The sequence below is a fragment of the Candidatus Similichlamydia epinepheli genome, from assembly GCF_003056015.1.
Genome location: NZ_PPEU01000015.1, coordinates 1 through 16,046 on the forward strand (window position 1 = coordinate 1; position 16,046 = coordinate 16,046).

The 16,046-nt window shown below is 38.2% G+C and carries 12 protein-coding genes; 6 read left to right on the forward strand and 6 right to left on the reverse strand.

The window, feature by feature from the left end; genetic code table 11:
- Positions 1–658 (reverse strand): MFS transporter (locus tag GCCT14_RS01610; protein ID WP_157952465.1); only part of this gene is annotated, 658 nt, incomplete at its 3' end.
- 115 nt (positions 659–773) lie between these two features.
- Between GCCT14_RS01610 and GCCT14_RS01615 the strand changes: the two genes are divergently transcribed.
- Genes GCCT14_RS01615 through GCCT14_RS01625 form a run of 3 tightly spaced genes read left to right on the forward strand, consistent with a single transcriptional unit; the run spans position 774 to position 8,807 of the window.
- Positions 774–3,902 (forward strand): exodeoxyribonuclease V subunit gamma, encoded by a 3,129-nt coding sequence (locus tag GCCT14_RS01615; protein WP_108623941.1) that lies wholly within the window; start codon positions 774–776, stop codon positions 3,900–3,902.
- Positions 3,899–7,135, forward strand: a complete 3,237-nt coding sequence (locus GCCT14_RS01620; RefSeq protein ID WP_108623942.1) for a UvrD-helicase domain-containing protein — start codon at positions 3,899–3,901, stop codon at positions 7,133–7,135. Before GCCT14_RS01615 ends, GCCT14_RS01620 begins: the two co-directional genes overlap by 4 nt.
- Positions 7,110–8,807 (forward strand): ATP-dependent DNA helicase, encoded by a 1,698-nt coding sequence (locus tag GCCT14_RS01625; protein WP_108623943.1) that lies wholly within the window; start codon positions 7,110–7,112, stop codon positions 8,805–8,807. Before GCCT14_RS01620 ends, GCCT14_RS01625 begins: the two co-directional genes overlap by 26 nt.
- Here GCCT14_RS01625 and GCCT14_RS01630 read toward each other — a convergent pair.
- Both GCCT14_RS01630 and rpsT read right to left on the reverse strand, forming a co-directional pair.
- Complete coding sequence (locus GCCT14_RS01630; RefSeq protein ID WP_108623944.1) at positions 8,769–10,271, reverse strand: CocE/NonD family hydrolase; 1,503 nt, start codon at positions 10,269–10,271, stop codon at positions 8,769–8,771. The two genes, GCCT14_RS01625 and GCCT14_RS01630, sit on opposite strands and share 39 nt — an antisense overlap.
- Positions 10,271–10,546, reverse strand: coding sequence for a 30S ribosomal protein S20 (gene rpsT / locus GCCT14_RS01635; RefSeq protein WP_108623945.1), 276 nt, complete (start codon positions 10,544–10,546; stop codon positions 10,271–10,273). The genes GCCT14_RS01630 and rpsT overlap by 1 nt, the downstream gene beginning before the upstream one ends.
- Positions 10,547–10,698: 152 nt before the next feature.
- Between rpsT and GCCT14_RS01640 the strand changes: the two genes are divergently transcribed.
- Entirely contained in the window at positions 10,699–11,481 is a 783-nt protein-coding gene (locus GCCT14_RS01640) for a hypothetical protein (protein WP_157952466.1), read from the forward strand.
- Here the strand turns inward: GCCT14_RS01640 and GCCT14_RS01645 are convergent.
- Positions 11,453–13,048 carry an ATP-dependent helicase gene (locus GCCT14_RS01645; protein WP_108623947.1) on the reverse strand — a complete coding sequence of 532 codons (1,596 nt, stop codon included), beginning with the start codon at positions 13,046–13,048 and terminating at the stop codon, positions 11,453–11,455. The two genes, GCCT14_RS01640 and GCCT14_RS01645, sit on opposite strands and share 29 nt — an antisense overlap.
- Positions 13,008–13,364, reverse strand: a complete 357-nt coding sequence (locus tag GCCT14_RS01650) for a UvrD-helicase domain-containing protein (RefSeq protein ID WP_108623948.1) — start codon at positions 13,362–13,364, stop codon at positions 13,008–13,010. Before GCCT14_RS01650 ends, GCCT14_RS01645 begins: the two co-directional genes overlap by 41 nt.
- 187 nt (positions 13,365–13,551) lie before the next feature.
- Between GCCT14_RS01650 and GCCT14_RS01655 the strand changes: the two genes are divergently transcribed.
- Positions 13,552–13,845, forward strand: coding sequence for a GroES family chaperonin (locus tag GCCT14_RS01655; protein WP_108623951.1), 294 nt, complete (start codon positions 13,552–13,554; stop codon positions 13,843–13,845).
- Positions 13,846–13,864: 19 nt separating this feature from the next.
- Positions 13,865–15,493 carry a chaperonin GroEL gene (groL, locus tag GCCT14_RS01660; RefSeq protein WP_108623949.1) on the forward strand — a complete coding sequence of 543 codons (1,629 nt, stop codon included), beginning with the start codon at positions 13,865–13,867 and terminating at the stop codon, positions 15,491–15,493.
- Between the two features lie 15 nt (positions 15,494–15,508).
- Here groL and GCCT14_RS01665 read toward each other — a convergent pair whose 3' ends face one another.
- Positions 15,509–16,036, reverse strand: a complete 528-nt coding sequence (locus GCCT14_RS01665) for an inorganic phosphate transporter (RefSeq protein WP_108623950.1) — start codon at positions 16,034–16,036, stop codon at positions 15,509–15,511.
- Positions 16,037–16,046: the final 10 nt, after the last annotated feature.

A 16,046-nucleotide genomic window follows, 5' to 3' on the forward strand; every position in this document is an offset into this window, starting at 1 on the left:
CCTTGAAAACACGTAAAATATTTTTTAAAGGAGACAAGCTAATATTTGCCATTTTAATTGAATCTCGGGTAGCACTTTGCAATTTAAGGCTGAGAAGAACTTCTAGTAAGGCTGTTAAGCAGCATATCAATGAGCAACTGAAGAAAGATTTGTTTGTCACTTGTATCAAAAATGCCGCCAAAGGCTGTCCAATAAGACCAGCAACGATGCCAATTATAGAAAAAAAAGAGTTAACTCTTGCGATGTGTATAACTGGGACTATCTCAGGAATTAAGCTATATTTTGCAGGAATTAGTATTGCGACATGAGAGAAGAAAACAGATAGAGATAGAAGAGACAGAATAGGATTGTCCAAATAAAAAGAGAGCGCTGTCAGCAAGGTTGATAAGAGAGCAAATCTTTTAGCCAAGAGGAATGTACGTGCCCTATCGAACTGATCTGCAATGACTCCTGCAGTTCCTGATAAGAGAAAGAGAGGTAAGGAATAGGCAATGTGGGAAATAGAGCTGACTTTACATGCGTATTTCTTGTGACTGCTTCCAAGAAGAAATAGAGAAACAAACATTCTCAGTATTTCCTCATTGAAAGTGGAGAGAAACTGACAAGTCACAAAAGGCCAGATATTCTTCTTCGTACGTATCGTTTCGTTCTTAATCATAGTTAATACTCCAAAGAACCCGTTCAATAGCCAGGACGAAACTGTTAAGTTCTATATAGAACGGATTGGCAGATCCTAAATCATTAATGCAATTCCTATATGAGATATTATTTCTATGCCCCCATTCTGGAACTGTTTTTTTAGTCATGATCTGGGATCTCTTGCTAGTCTCTTTTTTGAACATTCTAGAAATCGCTCTTCTATTTTAAAATCTATTATCTTTTCGAACGGTCGTGCCATGTCGCTTTGGCTTGATCTCTACTTGGCAAGAAATCACGGTTTGTCCTGGGGGCTAGACTATCACTGCATACATTCCCTTTTTTCGAAAGTTGATGCATTCCACAACCAAGAGATCAGGGAAGAGCTTTTTTGGGATGTTGCAGAGACTGTAAAAGATCTTTCCAAGGACGGATCTTTCCCTCCTCCATGTGGCAGGGTTAATCTTTATGCGACGCTTGATAAGGCTCTTAGATCTCTTGGTGAAATGCCATCTTATCAGCGCTGCTTGGTCTGGAAAAAACACCACAGTTCTCTATGGGGGCGTCTTTGCCTTGATGGTAAGACAAGAAGGGACCGTTTTGAGAAATGGAGGGAGTCTGATCCTCAAGCAATTTGTGCAAAAGAAGCTTTGGGTGACAGTATCTATATATTCGGAGTTGATTGGCTATCTCCATTTCAGCTCGAATTTTTGCAGTGGATTTCTCATTCAATCGAATTGACTCTCTATGTCTTTTCCCCGTCTGCCTCTTTTTGGGGTGATGAGAATTCCTTGAATAGGAAAAACTTTATCTTCCGCCGCCTCATAAAGAAGGGTGTCTCTGATCAAGAAATAGATGAAATAGGGCAATCATTTGATGATTCTCATCCTTTTCTCACCTGTTATGGGTCGACGGCTAGAACCTTTCTTCATTCGCTTGAGGAATACGGTGCATCGATTAAGGGGATCTATCCTCATTCAGCCAGACAGTCCCATTTCTGTCAGAATATTTTTTCAGATGAAATCATTTGGGGGGATAGAGATCCATCTCTTCTGGACAGAATAAAGGAGAGTTTACTTCTTTCCATCCCGCTAAAAATAAATTCACGAGGTGTAATCCCCTATAGGAATGATACTAGCTTGAGAGTTCATTGTGCTCCTGACGCATTTAGTCAGATCACACTTGTACGTGAAGAGATAAAAACTGCTATCAAGGATGGCTTTAAGCCAGACGAGATTATTGTTTTGGCTCCTGACTTGGAACGGTTTGAGTCATTTATATCTTTAGCCTTCTCAAATTCACCAGAACTGGACATCGGAATACGCATTTGGTCAATGAATTTGGAACGATCTCATCTTTTTTTTGCTTTTTCTAGTTGGATGGACCTTGTTCTTAGTTCATGGGGAAAGGAAGATCTTCTCAATTTTCTTTCGAAAACGTCTTGGAATGAGCGTCTTGGAATAGATATAAGTACGTGGAAGAAGGTTTTGGATCTGATAGAACGCCAACCTTTGTTCTGGGGTGTCAATAAGGAACATCAAGCTTTGTTCTCGCCAGATGGGTCAGTTTTGGATCGGGGCAAGACATGGCAAGAAGTCTCATCTAGTCTTGTTCTTTCTCTTTTTTGTTTTCCTCACCACCCCGGTGGTTGTATACCATTTCCACCATCCTTTCAGAATAGTGCTACTCCTTGCCTTCCAATAGTCGATTTTTTACAGCTTTCACAATGCCTTAATAGACTCCTCTCTTGGCTGGATGAAGGCATCAATTTTTTATCTCATTTTTTGTTCAGAAATAGAAACAAACCTTCTTACTGGGTAAAGCTTCTTATAGAATATATTGAACTATTCCCATTGCTCGATGGGGAAGAAGAAGTTGTTACCGTATTGAAAGAGTTCCTTTGTGAAAAACAGTGGCACTGGGGCGATGTTTCTACACATGTAGATCCTGATCTTTTATGGGAGAGGCTCTCGCAAGAGGCAGCACATCTTTTCGAAGGGTGGAAAGGTAGTGATGCTATCGATGTAGTATCTTTTGCCCCACTTCTTGTTATGAAATCAATTCCTTATCGAGTGGTGCTAATAATTGGATTGGATGAGTCTTTTTTCCCTAGATCAGATGGACATAAGTGGATGAATGGGAAAGTTTTCTTGGAGTACGAGCCGTGTTCAATTAGTGTAGACAGATATGCTTTCCTTGAATCTATATGTGCTGCTCAAGATAGATTAATTCTTTTCTATTCACATTCTAAAGAGTGTCAAAGTTTGGAAGAGAACAGTTCTTCGTCTGTTTTAGATGAATTTTTGACGTTTTTGGGAAAGTGCGGTGTTGACGTCAGGCCTTTACCAGAGAATTCTTCTTTTCATCAAATTCACTCTCTTTCTGACAAAGATATATATCCTATGAGATGCAGAGAACCAAGAGGGTGGCTTGAACTTGTTACACTTTCTTCAATTATGTCACTTGAAGATATGCGCTTGTTCCTACGTAATCCAGCTATTTTCTTTTTAAAGAAAATTTTACGAATAAAAGATGTTCATCCGTTTGATTCGATTAATATTCGTTCCAAGAATTTTTTTGCCGCTAAAAGAGTTAGAGAACAAAACAGAAAATACGCGCATGATTGGATCCAAGCGACATGGCCTCTATCTTTCGCATCATTCGAAGAAAGAATTATGTTGAGTCAAATTAGGCATTCTGAATACCAAGTTATTTGTTCAGATGCTCTACGTTCTCCAGAAAGATCTGAAGGTGATAGATATTTATTTCCAGCTATTTCTGTTGGTAGTAAGAGAGTAACCGGATCATTCTCGCATGATTTAAAAGTAGATTCCAATGGTCTTACCTTGCCAGAGGGTGCTTTAGAATCGATTCGTTCTATACTCCCCTTCTTAGCCGATTTACTAGCATTTAGGCTTCTTGTTCCTTGCTTTGGTTTTGAAGGAAAAATTCGATCTTGGAGTGGTCATCCTGTAATATTTTCTTTTGAGGAGTCTGAAAAGCTTTTAGAAAAGCTATTTTTGCTTTGCTTACAAGGATCTACTTGTCTTTTGCCGTGGCCTTTTTTTAGTCGTACAAGGGAAAGCCATAATTGGTCTACGAGTTTGCCAGCAACAATGCCTAATTGGTTAATCCATAATTTGGAGGAATCTATCACATCTCATCAACGTGCAAAGATCTTTCAGTCTGGATGGGAAGATCTTGTAATTACTTTTGAAGAAGGAGTTAAAGATCTTTTTTCTAAATTACATGAGGAGAATGTTTGAATAAGGAATTTGACATTCTTTCACGATCTTTTAAATCATCTGGATCTTTCCTTTTAGAAGCATCTGCTGGGACAGGGAAAACTTTTTCTATTGAACATCTCTTTTTGAGGGCCCTTCTTGAAGGAACTTGTCCAGAAGAGATACTGATTATGACTTTCACTCGTAAAGCATCTCGACAATTGTCTATTCGTATCAGGAAGGCAATATCTTTTTTTTATGGTAAATTGTCTGCTTGTGATCGATGTAGTAATCTACCGGAATACATTCTAGATCATATTGAAAAAGGATCTAAAGCATCTGTTCAGCGTTTTCTAAGAATGGGATTAGAGAGCGTAGATAGATTATCAATCTTTACAATTCATGGATTTTGTCAATTTCTGCTTCAGCAAGATCCTTTTTCTAATCTTCCTTCTATGGTTGATCGTACGAATTGGGTGAACAGAATCGGTCCTACATATCTTTCCCGTTATCTTTATTCAAATTTAGGAAAAAGTAATTTCCCTCTTCGAGAAGAAGAATGGGATTTTTTAATTGAAGAGTCGTGGTTTTTCTCATCTAATCGTATTTATCAAGATCTTTTGGACGAAGAAAGTGTCTACCCATTACTTCATCGAGAAATATCTTGGGAGCAAACTTTACATGCAATCAGGACTCGTTTTTCAGAATGGAATCTTTCTCCTGCTGTCCTTTGGGAAAGTTATAGGTCTTCTGGATTTCCCTTCTTAGGGTTCTCTTCTAATAAAAACAAAAGATCTATCCTTTTCAATGGTCTGCGAGCCCTTAAATCTAAAACTATCCAATTGAAAGAGCTGAAAGCAATTATAAAATTTTTATCCATCATAGGATCTGAGACTCTTCTCAAGTCTTATTTTGGCAAGATTGATCTTGATTGGGTTGATAAATTGAAACGAGAATTTCATCGTGAATTCAGATGCTTCAATCATGGCAAAATATTTCTATCTCGTCTTTTATCTCATCTTTTGTCGTCTTCTTGGTGGAAGTCTATTCAGTCGAATCAGGGGGCACAACCTGATGCATTACTAACCAAACTTATAGATAAAATAGGGTCGGAAGAAAATTTTTTGAAAGAATGTCAACAGAAGTTTTCTTACGTTATTATTGATGAGTTTCAGGATACGGATCCTATTCAGTGGAAAATTTTTGAAAAGTTATTTTTCAACCCATCTCCAAATCGTTTTGTGCTTGTTGGAGATCCAAAACAATCTATATATTCATTTCGCAGAAGCGATGTTTACACATATTTTAAAGCGTCCAAAGCCTTATCAGAGAGTTATACTTTAGAGACAAATTTTCGTTCTAAATCTTCACTTGTTGAGACTCTTAATTTACTATTTTCTGCTTCGCCTAATTGGATGTTTCTTCCTAAGACGGGCCAGTCTATTGACCCTATTGTGATTAATGCTCACCATAAAGATCCGACTCCGGAACAACGTGTACATTTTCTTTCATGGGATGGCACTTGGAAGAATCTTTTTCATGAAATATCCGTTAGGATTAGAAATAGATTGCAGCAAGGTATATGTCCTAGTCAGATTGCGGTGTTAGTTTCTCGTCATTCTATGGCTAGAGATCTGCTTAAAGAGATGCATGGTATTCCCGTTCATGTTTCTAGAATTTTTCCAGATGAAACTAAACAAGTGGCATGTTGGCTTTGGATTATACTTAATGCGATTTGGGATAGTGCATCTTCCAGTATTACTAGATTATTATTAACTCCATTTTTTGGATTTGATTGGGGATCCTTTTATCAGAAAACTTCCTGGCTAGAGTTGAAGTGTATATTTGAAAGTAACTTATATAAAAGGCATCAGGATAATTTTTCTTTATTTTTTGCTTCATTTTTTCAAATCCTTTGGAAGGGAGAGACTGTTCTAAATTGGTTCGAAAAGAATACTTCTCTCCGTGAACGTCTAATTTGGAAACAGCTTATATTTGCTCTTTTTGAAAGGGAAAAAAACAGTCAAACCGAGTTGATGAATTGGGTTTTAAGATTAATGTCTGGGAAGGAATCTCTGACAGGAACACTTCCTTTTGATGCATTATATCCAGCGATACAGATTTTAACTATTCACTCTTCTAAAGGGTTAGAGTTTGATACCGTATTTGCTCTTGGTTTAGCTGATAGGGCTACTAGTCGTGGACTTGATGATTCTTGGGTACAAGTTGAGTCTGACGGAGAAATAGTAAGTGTTATCGGCAGTTCTCTGTATGGCCATGAATTAAAGGATCATCTTGATGAGTATGACTCAGAAAAGCTTAGACTTCTTTATGTAGCTATGACACGTGCTAAAGAGCATCTTTTCGTCCCCCTACCTTCTATTAAGAAAACTGGTAGAAAATTGAAACGTGGTTCAGCTGCACCTATTGAGCTATTTGCTGCTAGGTTTGGAGAGATTGATGCCTCTTATTCTGATCTATATGATGTGATTGAAAAAGGCTCTTTTGAACCATTTAATAAATTTCTTCTTCAATATGACCTTCTAGCAAAGAAAGTTATTCTACAAGATTCTACTCTACCTTTCGATAGGTGTCTTATTACCAAAAGTGAATCTTGCGTTGTATGGAAGCCGTCTCTTTTTCGTGATTCGTTTACTCGCTCTCATCGTAATTTTATAACGAAGAAAGAATCTTTTAAGGGGTCATCTCAATCTTGGTCTAATTGGATGCAAATCCCTAGAGGAAGACTTGTTGGTAAATTTTTACATGATATTCTTTCTCATATGGTTATATCTCGCGGATCTATCACTTCTAATTGGAAAAAAATGGCTTTTACACGATCTCCATATCCTATGAGTGAGCAAGATCAAGAGGATTTATTTTTACTTTTGGATAAAGTTTTTAAATTGCCTCTTCCTTCTTTAGGTTTTTCATTAGAAGAAATTCATCCTAATAAGTGTGTTACAGAACTCTCTTTTTCTATGAGCAATGTGCGTTATAAGGGAGATTTATGGACAGGAGCTATAGATTTATTATTCGAGAAGGATGGTGTTATTTTTCTACTCGATTGGAAGTCTAATTGGTTAGGAGATAATCCTTCTGATTATTCTGAGGATCAACTTAAAAAATGTTGCTTTGAATATTCGTATAAAGAACAGATAGATTTGTACTCTCAAGCCTTGAGGAAAAAATTGATAGGATCTTCCCACAGTTTTGGTGGCTCTTTCCTTTTTTTCCTAAGAGCAGAAAATGGATTGTTTTTCGATGGGAAATAGCGATTCAGAACCTACATGGCTTACTTGTCTTTCCTATTTAGAGAAGCGTGCTATTAAATTAGCTAGGGAGTGGGACCAATCAAGTATAAAATTTCATCCTTTGCTTTCTTTTGTTTTGAAAGCTGCTTGTGCAGGATATTTTTGTGTTAGAGTAACTTCTGAAGAAGTCTTTCCTTCAGCATACGATGTCGTAGAAGAGGAAAAGTGGAACGAAGATAATTTGACATTAGATAGGTGGGAGGAGTCTATTCGTTCTGTTAGATTTGAGTCACCACCATCTTGGCTTGGTCATACTTGGGCGCCGTACTCTCATTTTCTTCTTTACCAAGTGGAAGATTATTTTCTTCTTCCACGTTTTATGGGGATCTTGAATTCATTTATATTCTCTTTAACTCGTTTGAATGAAGCATCTAATGTTCTTGAATGGAAACAAGTAGGAACTCCAATACAACTAAATTATGAACAACAGTTTTGCTTTGAATCTGTTCAGAAACATCATGTTTATTTTTTGCTTGGTGGACCTGGAACAGGTAAGAGCTTCACGGCGGTTACTATCATTGAACACGCTATTAAATCTGGTTTTCGTGTAGCTGTTCTTGCTCCTACAGGCAAAGCTGTATCTTCACTAAAGAAAAGGCTCCACACTGCTGAGCGATGTTTTTGTGGAACGATTCATCGTGTTTTAGGGCTTTCTACACATGCCCCTTTTCACTCTCGATTGAATCCTATTCCTTACGATTTTGTTCTTCTAGATGAATGTTCAATGATTGATGCACATTTATTTTCTTATCTTTTAGAAGCTATTCCTACAGGTGCTCGCCTGCTTCTTATGGGAGATGTGAATCAGCTTCCTTCTGTAGAAATGGGTGGTGCTTTTTCGTTGTTGGTAGAATGGGGAAAGAAGCACGATCTTTTGACTCAATTAGAAACATTTATCCGTATGGAGACTGAGGGTTTAAGTGCCCTTACAAAGAACGTCCTTTTGGGAGATGTTGAGTCGTGTTTTGAAATATTAAAAAAAGATTCTTCCCTTCATTGGATTGAAGAGAGTGTTAGATCGACTTGGCCACAGGAAATTGTGAAACTCTTTGGAGATTGGTTTAAGATGTGGCTGACCGTTAATGAACGGGAAGCTTTCATTTTGATAGATAAGTTTAAGATTTTAGTCCCACTCAGAGTTGGTGACATGGGAAGTGACGGGGCTAATTTATTTATTACTTCTTGGGTTATCTTTTTGGCTCGTAAACAAGGAATAGAATCTTTTTATATTCCTGTTATGGTGATTAAAAATTTAACTTCGGAAGGTCTTTGCAATGGAGATCAAGGGATTGTTCGTATAGATACTTCCACTTTGGATCCTCTTTCTCAAAATCGAGTTATTATTTTCTGTCGTGAAGATGATGAAATTTTATTCAAACACGAATTGTCTTCTCGTGATTTAAAGTATGGATGGTGTCTGTCTATTCATAAATCACAAGGTAGTGAATTTGATCATGTTGTGGTTGTTCTTCCTAAAGTTAGCTCTAAACTTTTGAGTCAACAGCTTTTGTATACAGCATTGACACGTGCTAAGAAAAAGATGACCGTTTGGGCAAATAAATCAGAAGTAGAACTTGCTATTTCAAAAGTCATATTAAGGAGCGAAGATGGATTGATGAGGCTTCTTACTTGATTCTATTGGTAAAGTAATACTACCTTTTTCTAAGCAGATCTTTAACTCAGTTGGTCTTGAAGAAGATTTGAGAAGGGTTTCACACGAGGATGAAAATATAACACCAATTTTTTCTCCAGGTTTAAGCATAAAACTTATAGGCGAGCAGTCTAATATGTATTCGTTCTTTCCCTTATCGATTTTTTTGGCCGTGTGTGATACAGGTATCCATTCCATTTTTTTAGAAATGTGACAAATCCTGATCATGCAAACAGTCGATTCGTCCGCTACACATGAAAAAGCAATCGTGGGGCTCCCTGTAATAACAACATTTTCTTTGGGATTGAACTCAATTAAACTTGATCCTACCGATGGATGATCCAGCATTTTTTTCTGTGAAATAGGACCTGAATCGGCGTTGATAAAATTCCATCCACCGACAAGAGGAACAAGATTAACAGGATCATGTTCAATAGTGAGAGAAGGCCGAGAAAAAAATAACACGTGTTCTTCTACAGGAACTGGCCATTTGTATAGATGTTTCCAACCCCCATCCTCTGGATGAATAACATAATATAAAACACCAACCCTTGATTTAGTATTTTGATTTTTGAGAGTTTGATCGAACCAACTTTGTGCTGATAAATCAATAGGAAGATTGTTTTCGTTTTGAAAAATTGGAAAAGAATCTTTAATAGGAAAGTGGTTCCAAGGGCCTATTACAAGAGCTGACTTTGATTTAGATCTGTTACCGTGTTCGATAAATAGGTCTATGGTTCCCTGACAGAAAAAGTCGTACCATCCTGTACAATAAAACGTAGAAGGCTGTTTATTCGTAATCCAATTTTTTGGTTTGATCCGATCGAAGATAATAGACGACGTGTCAAAAGACAAATTTTTTAAAAAAAATCTTGAAATCCAATTTAACTTGCTATCGCGTACATCTTCTCTAGGAACATCTCCCAAGAATAACGTCTCTTTTAACATGTGAGGACTTGCATTGAGGGAATAGATAGAATTCAGTCCTGGTATGCCTTGTCCGCCTAAGATGGTATTTATTATGGACGAAGCTGAAAATCCCCACATTCCGATATTGCCATTGCAAACAGCGTTTTTTGATAGCCATAAACAAACATCTTCCAAATCTTGAAAGACTACTTCTTTAGAAATAAGATCCATTAAACTGGGCTTTACCATCAGATAAGCCAGTAGATATCCTTTTTTCTTAAGTGGAAGCAGTTGTTCAAGGAAGTTTTTTTGTACCTCGTAAGGAGATAGCAATATGACAGAAGGCCAAGGAGGTGGTGTTGACTCAGGAGGGAAAAGAAGTATTTCTAGCTTTGTGCCATTTCTTGTGATGATGTTTTCTGTTGAAGAACGCCACGTAGCTTGGAAAGATCCCCTCTTGGTTGTCCTATCAAACAATGGGACGGCCGAAGCAGTAATCGACGCAAAGAACAAAAGTATTACCCATTTGTTTGTCATTATGTTGTCTTCAAAAGGTTTGTTCTTTTAGATAGCTTTGACTTCATGCGATTTAGACCTGTTTTCAGCCCTTTATCAAGTAAACTGAATACTCGGTCAAGATTGCTAGAAGCTGTCTCCAATGACTTGCTCTGAATAGATGAAAGGAGTGCTCGCACTGACGTATGGACTCTAGACTTTGCAGCGCGATTTAGCTGACGTTTTTTTTCTGCCTGAATAATTCTTTTCTCTGCTGAAGTACGCCTTTTCGATTTTTCCCCTTTGTCCTGTTGCATTTTGTCCCTCTAAGTAAGCACGAATTTAACACATTTTGTTTGTGGTGAGGTTATGTAGTCAAGAGTCTGTGAACAAAACTGGAGATTGCCAACTCTTGTTTTTCTAGATAAATTTGAGTTTATTGCCTGAAATCTTGCAGGACTCGTTGAGTATGAGTAAAACACGAGAAGAACGGCTCGTTCAAATGGATCAAAAAGGAATTATTCCCGGCCCAATGGAGTCGTGGCAAGAATGGGCTGATAGAACAGCTCTCTACGAGAATCATTCCGTTAACATTAAGCATTCTGTTGTTTTAGAGACATTAGAGTGGCACTGGGGAATTTCTCCTGATTGGATTGATGTTGAAGAGAAGGATAGTGGATTTTGGCCTTGGCATGGTGCCTCTTGTGAGATTTTTGAGGATGGTCGAATAGTTGTAACAGTTAACTCAGGAGCTACCTTCTTTTGTTCATTGGATGAGTTGATTATTCACGAGCTGTCTCATGCTGCACGAGCCTCATTCGAAGAAGGATGTTTTGATGAGTACTTAGCCTATGCCCTTTCCCCTTCTTTTATACGAAAAAGTTGGGGGTCGTTTTTTTCTCAAAGGGCATGGGTTCCTATTCTTTGGGTATTATCTTGGGTATGCCCGTCGATGTTTTTCTTTTATGGTTCTCTTTCTTCGATTAAAGTTGCCTATTACTTAGTGAGTTCTGGTTGGACATTTGCTTTTGTAAGGCATTATTTTATGCAGAAAAAATACGATCTAGCATGGAAAAAATTGCGTGAAGAATTTCCAGAGGAAGTCGCTCGTTGGATGATTTTTAGGCTTTCTGAAGAAGAGGCTTTAGGATTGGCTGATGGTCAATTTTCAATCCAAAAAGATTTGGTTGGGAAAGATTTGCCAAGAAGTAAACTTTTTGAGATCAAGATTCGTAACGTTGAAAGGGTATAGAGTAAGGCTTAACAAAATGTCTCTCTATTCGTGCTCCCATCAGGTTGTCTAGAAATATGCTTTGACTCTGAAAGCGTGTCTGTCCCCAAATAGTCCTCTTTTGAGATCGAGTAAAGATAAGTCGCTGTTTAGCTCGTGTCATTCCTACGTAAAAAAGCCTTCTCTCCTCTTCCAGTTCATCTGATTCTCCAACTGGGAATAGCCCTTTTTCTAATCCGATTAGAAACACTGTATCGAATTCGAGACCTTTTGCGCAGTGTATGGTCATTAGTTGTACTTGATTTGTGTCTTCTTCTTGCCATTTTTTCCCTGAAGTAAGAGCAATCATAGTGAGAAAATCAGATAGTGATAGATTGGGATCTTGCTCTTGCCAATGAAGCACTTTTATAACGAATTCATCTAGATTTTGAATCCTTTCTTCAATTGGATCTTTTAGATTAGATCGCAGGAGATGATAGTTCGCGACTTTTTGTGCAATCGTGTAGAGATCTGAACGATTTTTGTTAAGATTGTTGAATAGGGAAAGAAGGTCTGAAAAACTAGACTTTTGTTGTGGTGTGCTTTTAAAAGATGGTTCAAGACCTTTTCTCAAAGAGATAGAAAAGTCTTCTGTCTCATTTAATGTTTCTAAAATTCGATCCCTGCTTTTTTTACCAACACCCGGCAATAAGTCCAATACACGTTCAGCTGAACATCGATTTTTTGGGTGATGAAGAATATTAAAAAAAGCTAATGCGTCTTTTATTTCTTTCCTTTGATAAAAGGACGGCCCACCAAAAATTATATAAGGAATTCTGTTGCAAAGTAACGCATCTTCAATGGGTTTAGAGAGAGCGTGTGTTCGGTATAAAACTGCAATGTCTCGAAGCTGTATACCTTTTCTATTAAGTTCCAAAATAGATTTGGCAATTTGAAATGCTTCATCAAGTTCAGAATATGCCACGTACTCTGTAAGAGATGGCCCCTCTCCCAAATCACTCCACAGTTCTTTGTTGAACCGTGCTTTGTTATGTGATATCAAACTATTTGCCGCTCTTAAGATTGCATTTGTGCTTCTGTAGTTCTTTTCTAATGGCAAAATGACAGCATTTGGTAGTGCTTTCGGAATAGAAAGAATATTGCGTATAGTTGCTCCTCTCCACGAATAAATTGCTTGATCAGGGTCTCCAACAAAACATATGTTATAGTTTGGTTCTCCTAGTAGAAAGAGTAATTTGGATTGCGCTTCGTTAGTATCTTGATATTCATCTACCAAAAAATGGGACCAATGTTGTCTGTATTTTTTTAATGTCTCCGAACAATTGTGGAAAAGTTCCAATGGTTTCACAAGAAGATCATCTAGATCGAATGCATTGTCTTCTTGCAGACGTTTTTCATATAAAACACATAGCTTGCCAACTTCATCGTGAGCATCATGTATGAAGATCGATTCACCTCTGTTTTTTGTTTTTTTTATGAAAGATTCTAAAAATGATAGCGAGCAGTCACTTTCTTGCTCTTCAAGTATCTTTCGAAGAACTTTTTTCCTATCTTCTTCGTCGAACTTTTTTCCTATCTTCTTCGTCATATAGAGAGAAGTTTTTTGTTTGAGTGAATATTGTTTTGGGAAGAGATGATCGTAATATCTCACATCCAAGGCGGTGAAATGTCCCAATCCAACATCCTTCTAATCCCCTATTTTTAATTCTGAAATTCATTTCTCTAGCTGATTGATTTGTGAAAGTGAGTGCAATAATTCTTTCTGGTGGAACTTGATGATTGAAGGTTAGCCTACACAATCTTTCTGTTAAAACGGTGGTTTTGCCTGTTCCAGCTCCTGCTAGTACTAGTAGGGGGCCTTCAGAGTGAAGAATAATGTCATGTTGTTGTGGATTGAGTTGCATATTGTCCCCAATTTTCGAGCAGATTTTATTTATCTAATAATTTTTTTATTAGCTTTGTAAAAAGAATTATCATTTCACTGCTTTCCCCCTTGATGGAATTGAGATTATAGCCTAAAATCGCTGTTCCTTTCCTTTGAAAGGGCTTTCTTTATTTGTATTAGAATTACACCTAGATGGTGGTGAGTTTATGTTTAAGCTGAAACCTTTGGGAAGTCGTGTTCTTTTGAAAAGAGTCTCTGAAAAATCTAAAGGTGGGATTCTTCTTCCAGATTCGGCGAAAGAAAGATCTTCTGAATTGTTTGTTGTTTGCTGTTCGGAAGTAGATAGCTCATCCGGTGATGATTGTGTGTCCTGTATACGTGAGCTAAAAGAAGGGGCTCGCGTTCTTCTTGCTCCATATTCCGGGGTAGAAGTGAATTTTGGTGGAGAAGATTTAGTGATTGTCTCATCAAAGGATATTTTGGGCATTCTACCTTCTTAAGGCGTTCGGGGTTTATATTATGGTCGAGAAGAAAATCGTTACGTTTGGTGATGATGCACGAAAGTCTGTTGCGGAAGGTGCGCGGATCCTATCGCAGATTGTTTCCGTGACATTGGGCCCTAAAGGCAGAGCTGTGATGATAGGTCGTGGCAATTCTGTAGTTACAACTAAGGATGGGGTTTCTGTAGCCAAGGAGATAGTATTAAAGGATTCGTTGCAGAATGTAGGTGCTCAGTTGCTGAGGGAGATTGCATCTCAAACTGCTGATCTTTCAGGAGATGGCACTACAACGGCAGTTGTTTTAGGTGAAGAGATTTTACGTCTTGGAATGAAGGCTGTTGTTGCTGGTGCTGATGTTTCTGCATTGAAGAAGGGGCTTGAGCTGGCTCTAGATAGTGCGTGTAATGCTGTTCGTGAGATGGGATCTAAGGTAGAGACAAATGAGAGGTTAGCTCAAGTTGCGACTATTTCTGCTAACAATGATCCTGAGATTGGTTCAATTATTGCTAAAGCGATTCAAGAGATTGGCAAAGAAGGAGTTATTTCAATTGGTGAGAGCAAATCAATTGAAACCAATTTAGAAGTTGTTAAGGGAATGCAATTTTCGAAGGGTTATGTCTCCCCTTATTTCGTGAATGATTCCGAAAAGTCTGTCTGTGCATTTTCTGATGCTTTTTTGCTTTTGGTTGGGAAGAAAATTTCTGGAGTAACTGGTCTAGTAAAGTTTATAGAGCGTTTTTCTGAAGAAAAGGGAAGTCGTCCTCTATTGATAGTTGCGGAAGATATTGAATCTGAAGCGATTGCTATGTTGGTTCTTAATAAGGTTAAGGGTGGGCTTCCTCTTTGTGCTGTAAAAGCTCCAGACTTTGGTGACAGGAGGACTCAGAAGTTAGAGGATTTAGCGATTTTGACTGGTGCTACGGTTGTTTCTTCTGATGTTGGTCTTTCTTTAGAAGAAGTAGATATTTCTGTTTTAGGTCGTGCAGGAAAGGTTCGCGTGTCGAAAGATGAGACTGTTGTTGTAGATGGGTTGGGAGATTCTGTTCGTTTAGAGGAGCGTTGTGAGCAGATTCGTATGGAGTTAGGCAATGCAGACTCTTCATATGAAAGAGAAGCTTTAGCTGAGCGACTTTCTAAATTGCAGGATGGGGTTGCTGTTATTCACGTTGGTGCTGCTACTGAAGCTGAAGCGCGTGAGAGAAAAGACAGGATTGAAGATGCTCTTCATGCGACAAGGGCAGCATTATCCAGTGGTGTTGTTGCTGGTGGTGGTGTTGCTTTAATTCGTGCTGTTCCTTCTTTAGACAAGTTGCTCAAGGAAGTTTCTCATGATGTTGCTGTTGGCGTTCGAATTATTCGTCAGGCCTGTTTCGCTCCTGCTACGCAAATTGCTTCAAACTGTGGTGAGAATGGATCGTTAATTTCTGGTAAAATCTATGATAGTAGCGATCCTAATTGGGGTTATAACGGTCTAACAAACGAGTTTGGTAATTTGTTTGACATGGCAGTTATTGATCCTGTTGCTGTGGTGGTTGTTGCTTTAAGCAAGGCCGTTTCAGTAGCAAGTCTTGTTTTGACAAGTGGGTGCGTAGTTACAGATGCCAATGAAGAGGCTGAAGAAGACGACCTGGCGGAAGCTGCTTATTAGTTCTATTGTTTTTTTTCAAAAATATAGGAGTGCTGGTTTGATCATATAAAAGATCAGCCAGCATAGTATCGCTCCTGTTGGGATAGTAATAATCCATGACAGGAAGATTCCTTGTATTGTTCTTATATTTAGATTTCCTGTCCCACGTGCAAGCCCGATTCCAATAAGGCTTCCGATTAGGGTGTGTGTTGTTGAGATTGGCATTTGTAGTTGTGAAGCGATAAGTACTGTGATTGCGCATCCGAGTTCGGCTGCGAATCCTCTACTTGGTGTTAGTTCGGTTATTTTTTTCCCTACCGTTTGAATTACTCTCCATCCCCAAGTGGCCAGTCCTACTATCATACCGATTGAGGTCCATAGTAAGATAAAGTTAACTAAGATTGAATGTTCGTATGATGGGTGATAGATTGCTTTAATTCCCAATAGGAGTGGTCCTGCTGCGTTTGCGATATCATTTGAGCCGTGAGCGAATGCCATAAGTGCCGCAGAGGCAATTTGAAGATATGAGAAATTTTTTTCCAAGGTTAGTTGAACTTGATACATGAATTACATC

Bases quoted from the DNA above. Each gene is read 5' to 3' on its own strand.
- GCCT14_RS01615 (WP_108623941.1), top strand. From the start codon at position 774: ATGCCCCCATTCTGGAACTGTTTTTTTAGTCATGATCTGGGATCTCTT.
- GCCT14_RS01625 (WP_108623943.1), top strand. From the start codon at position 7,110: ATGGATTGTTTTTCGATGGGAAATAGCGATTCAGAACCTACATGGCTT.
- GCCT14_RS01630 (WP_108623944.1), bottom strand. From the start codon at position 10,271: ATGACAAACAAATGGGTAATACTTTTGTTCTTTGCGTCGATTACTGCT.
- rpsT (WP_108623945.1), bottom strand. From the start codon at position 10,546: ATGCAACAGGACAAAGGGGAAAAATCGAAAAGGCGTACTTCAGCAGAG.
- GCCT14_RS01640 (WP_157952466.1), top strand. From the start codon at position 10,699: ATGAGTAAAACACGAGAAGAACGGCTCGTTCAAATGGATCAAAAAGGA.
- GCCT14_RS01645 (WP_108623947.1), bottom strand. From the start codon at position 13,048: ATGACGAAGAAGATAGGAAAAAAGTTCGACGAAGAAGATAGGAAAAAA.
- GCCT14_RS01650 (WP_108623948.1), bottom strand. From the start codon at position 13,364: ATGCAACTCAATCCACAACAACATGACATTATTCTTCACTCTGAAGGC.
- GCCT14_RS01655 (WP_108623951.1), top strand. From the start codon at position 13,552: ATGTTTAAGCTGAAACCTTTGGGAAGTCGTGTTCTTTTGAAAAGAGTC.
- groL (WP_108623949.1), top strand. From the start codon at position 13,865: ATGGTCGAGAAGAAAATCGTTACGTTTGGTGATGATGCACGAAAGTCT.
- GCCT14_RS01665 (WP_108623950.1), bottom strand. From the start codon at position 16,036: ATGTATCAAGTTCAACTAACCTTGGAAAAAAATTTCTCATATCTTCAA.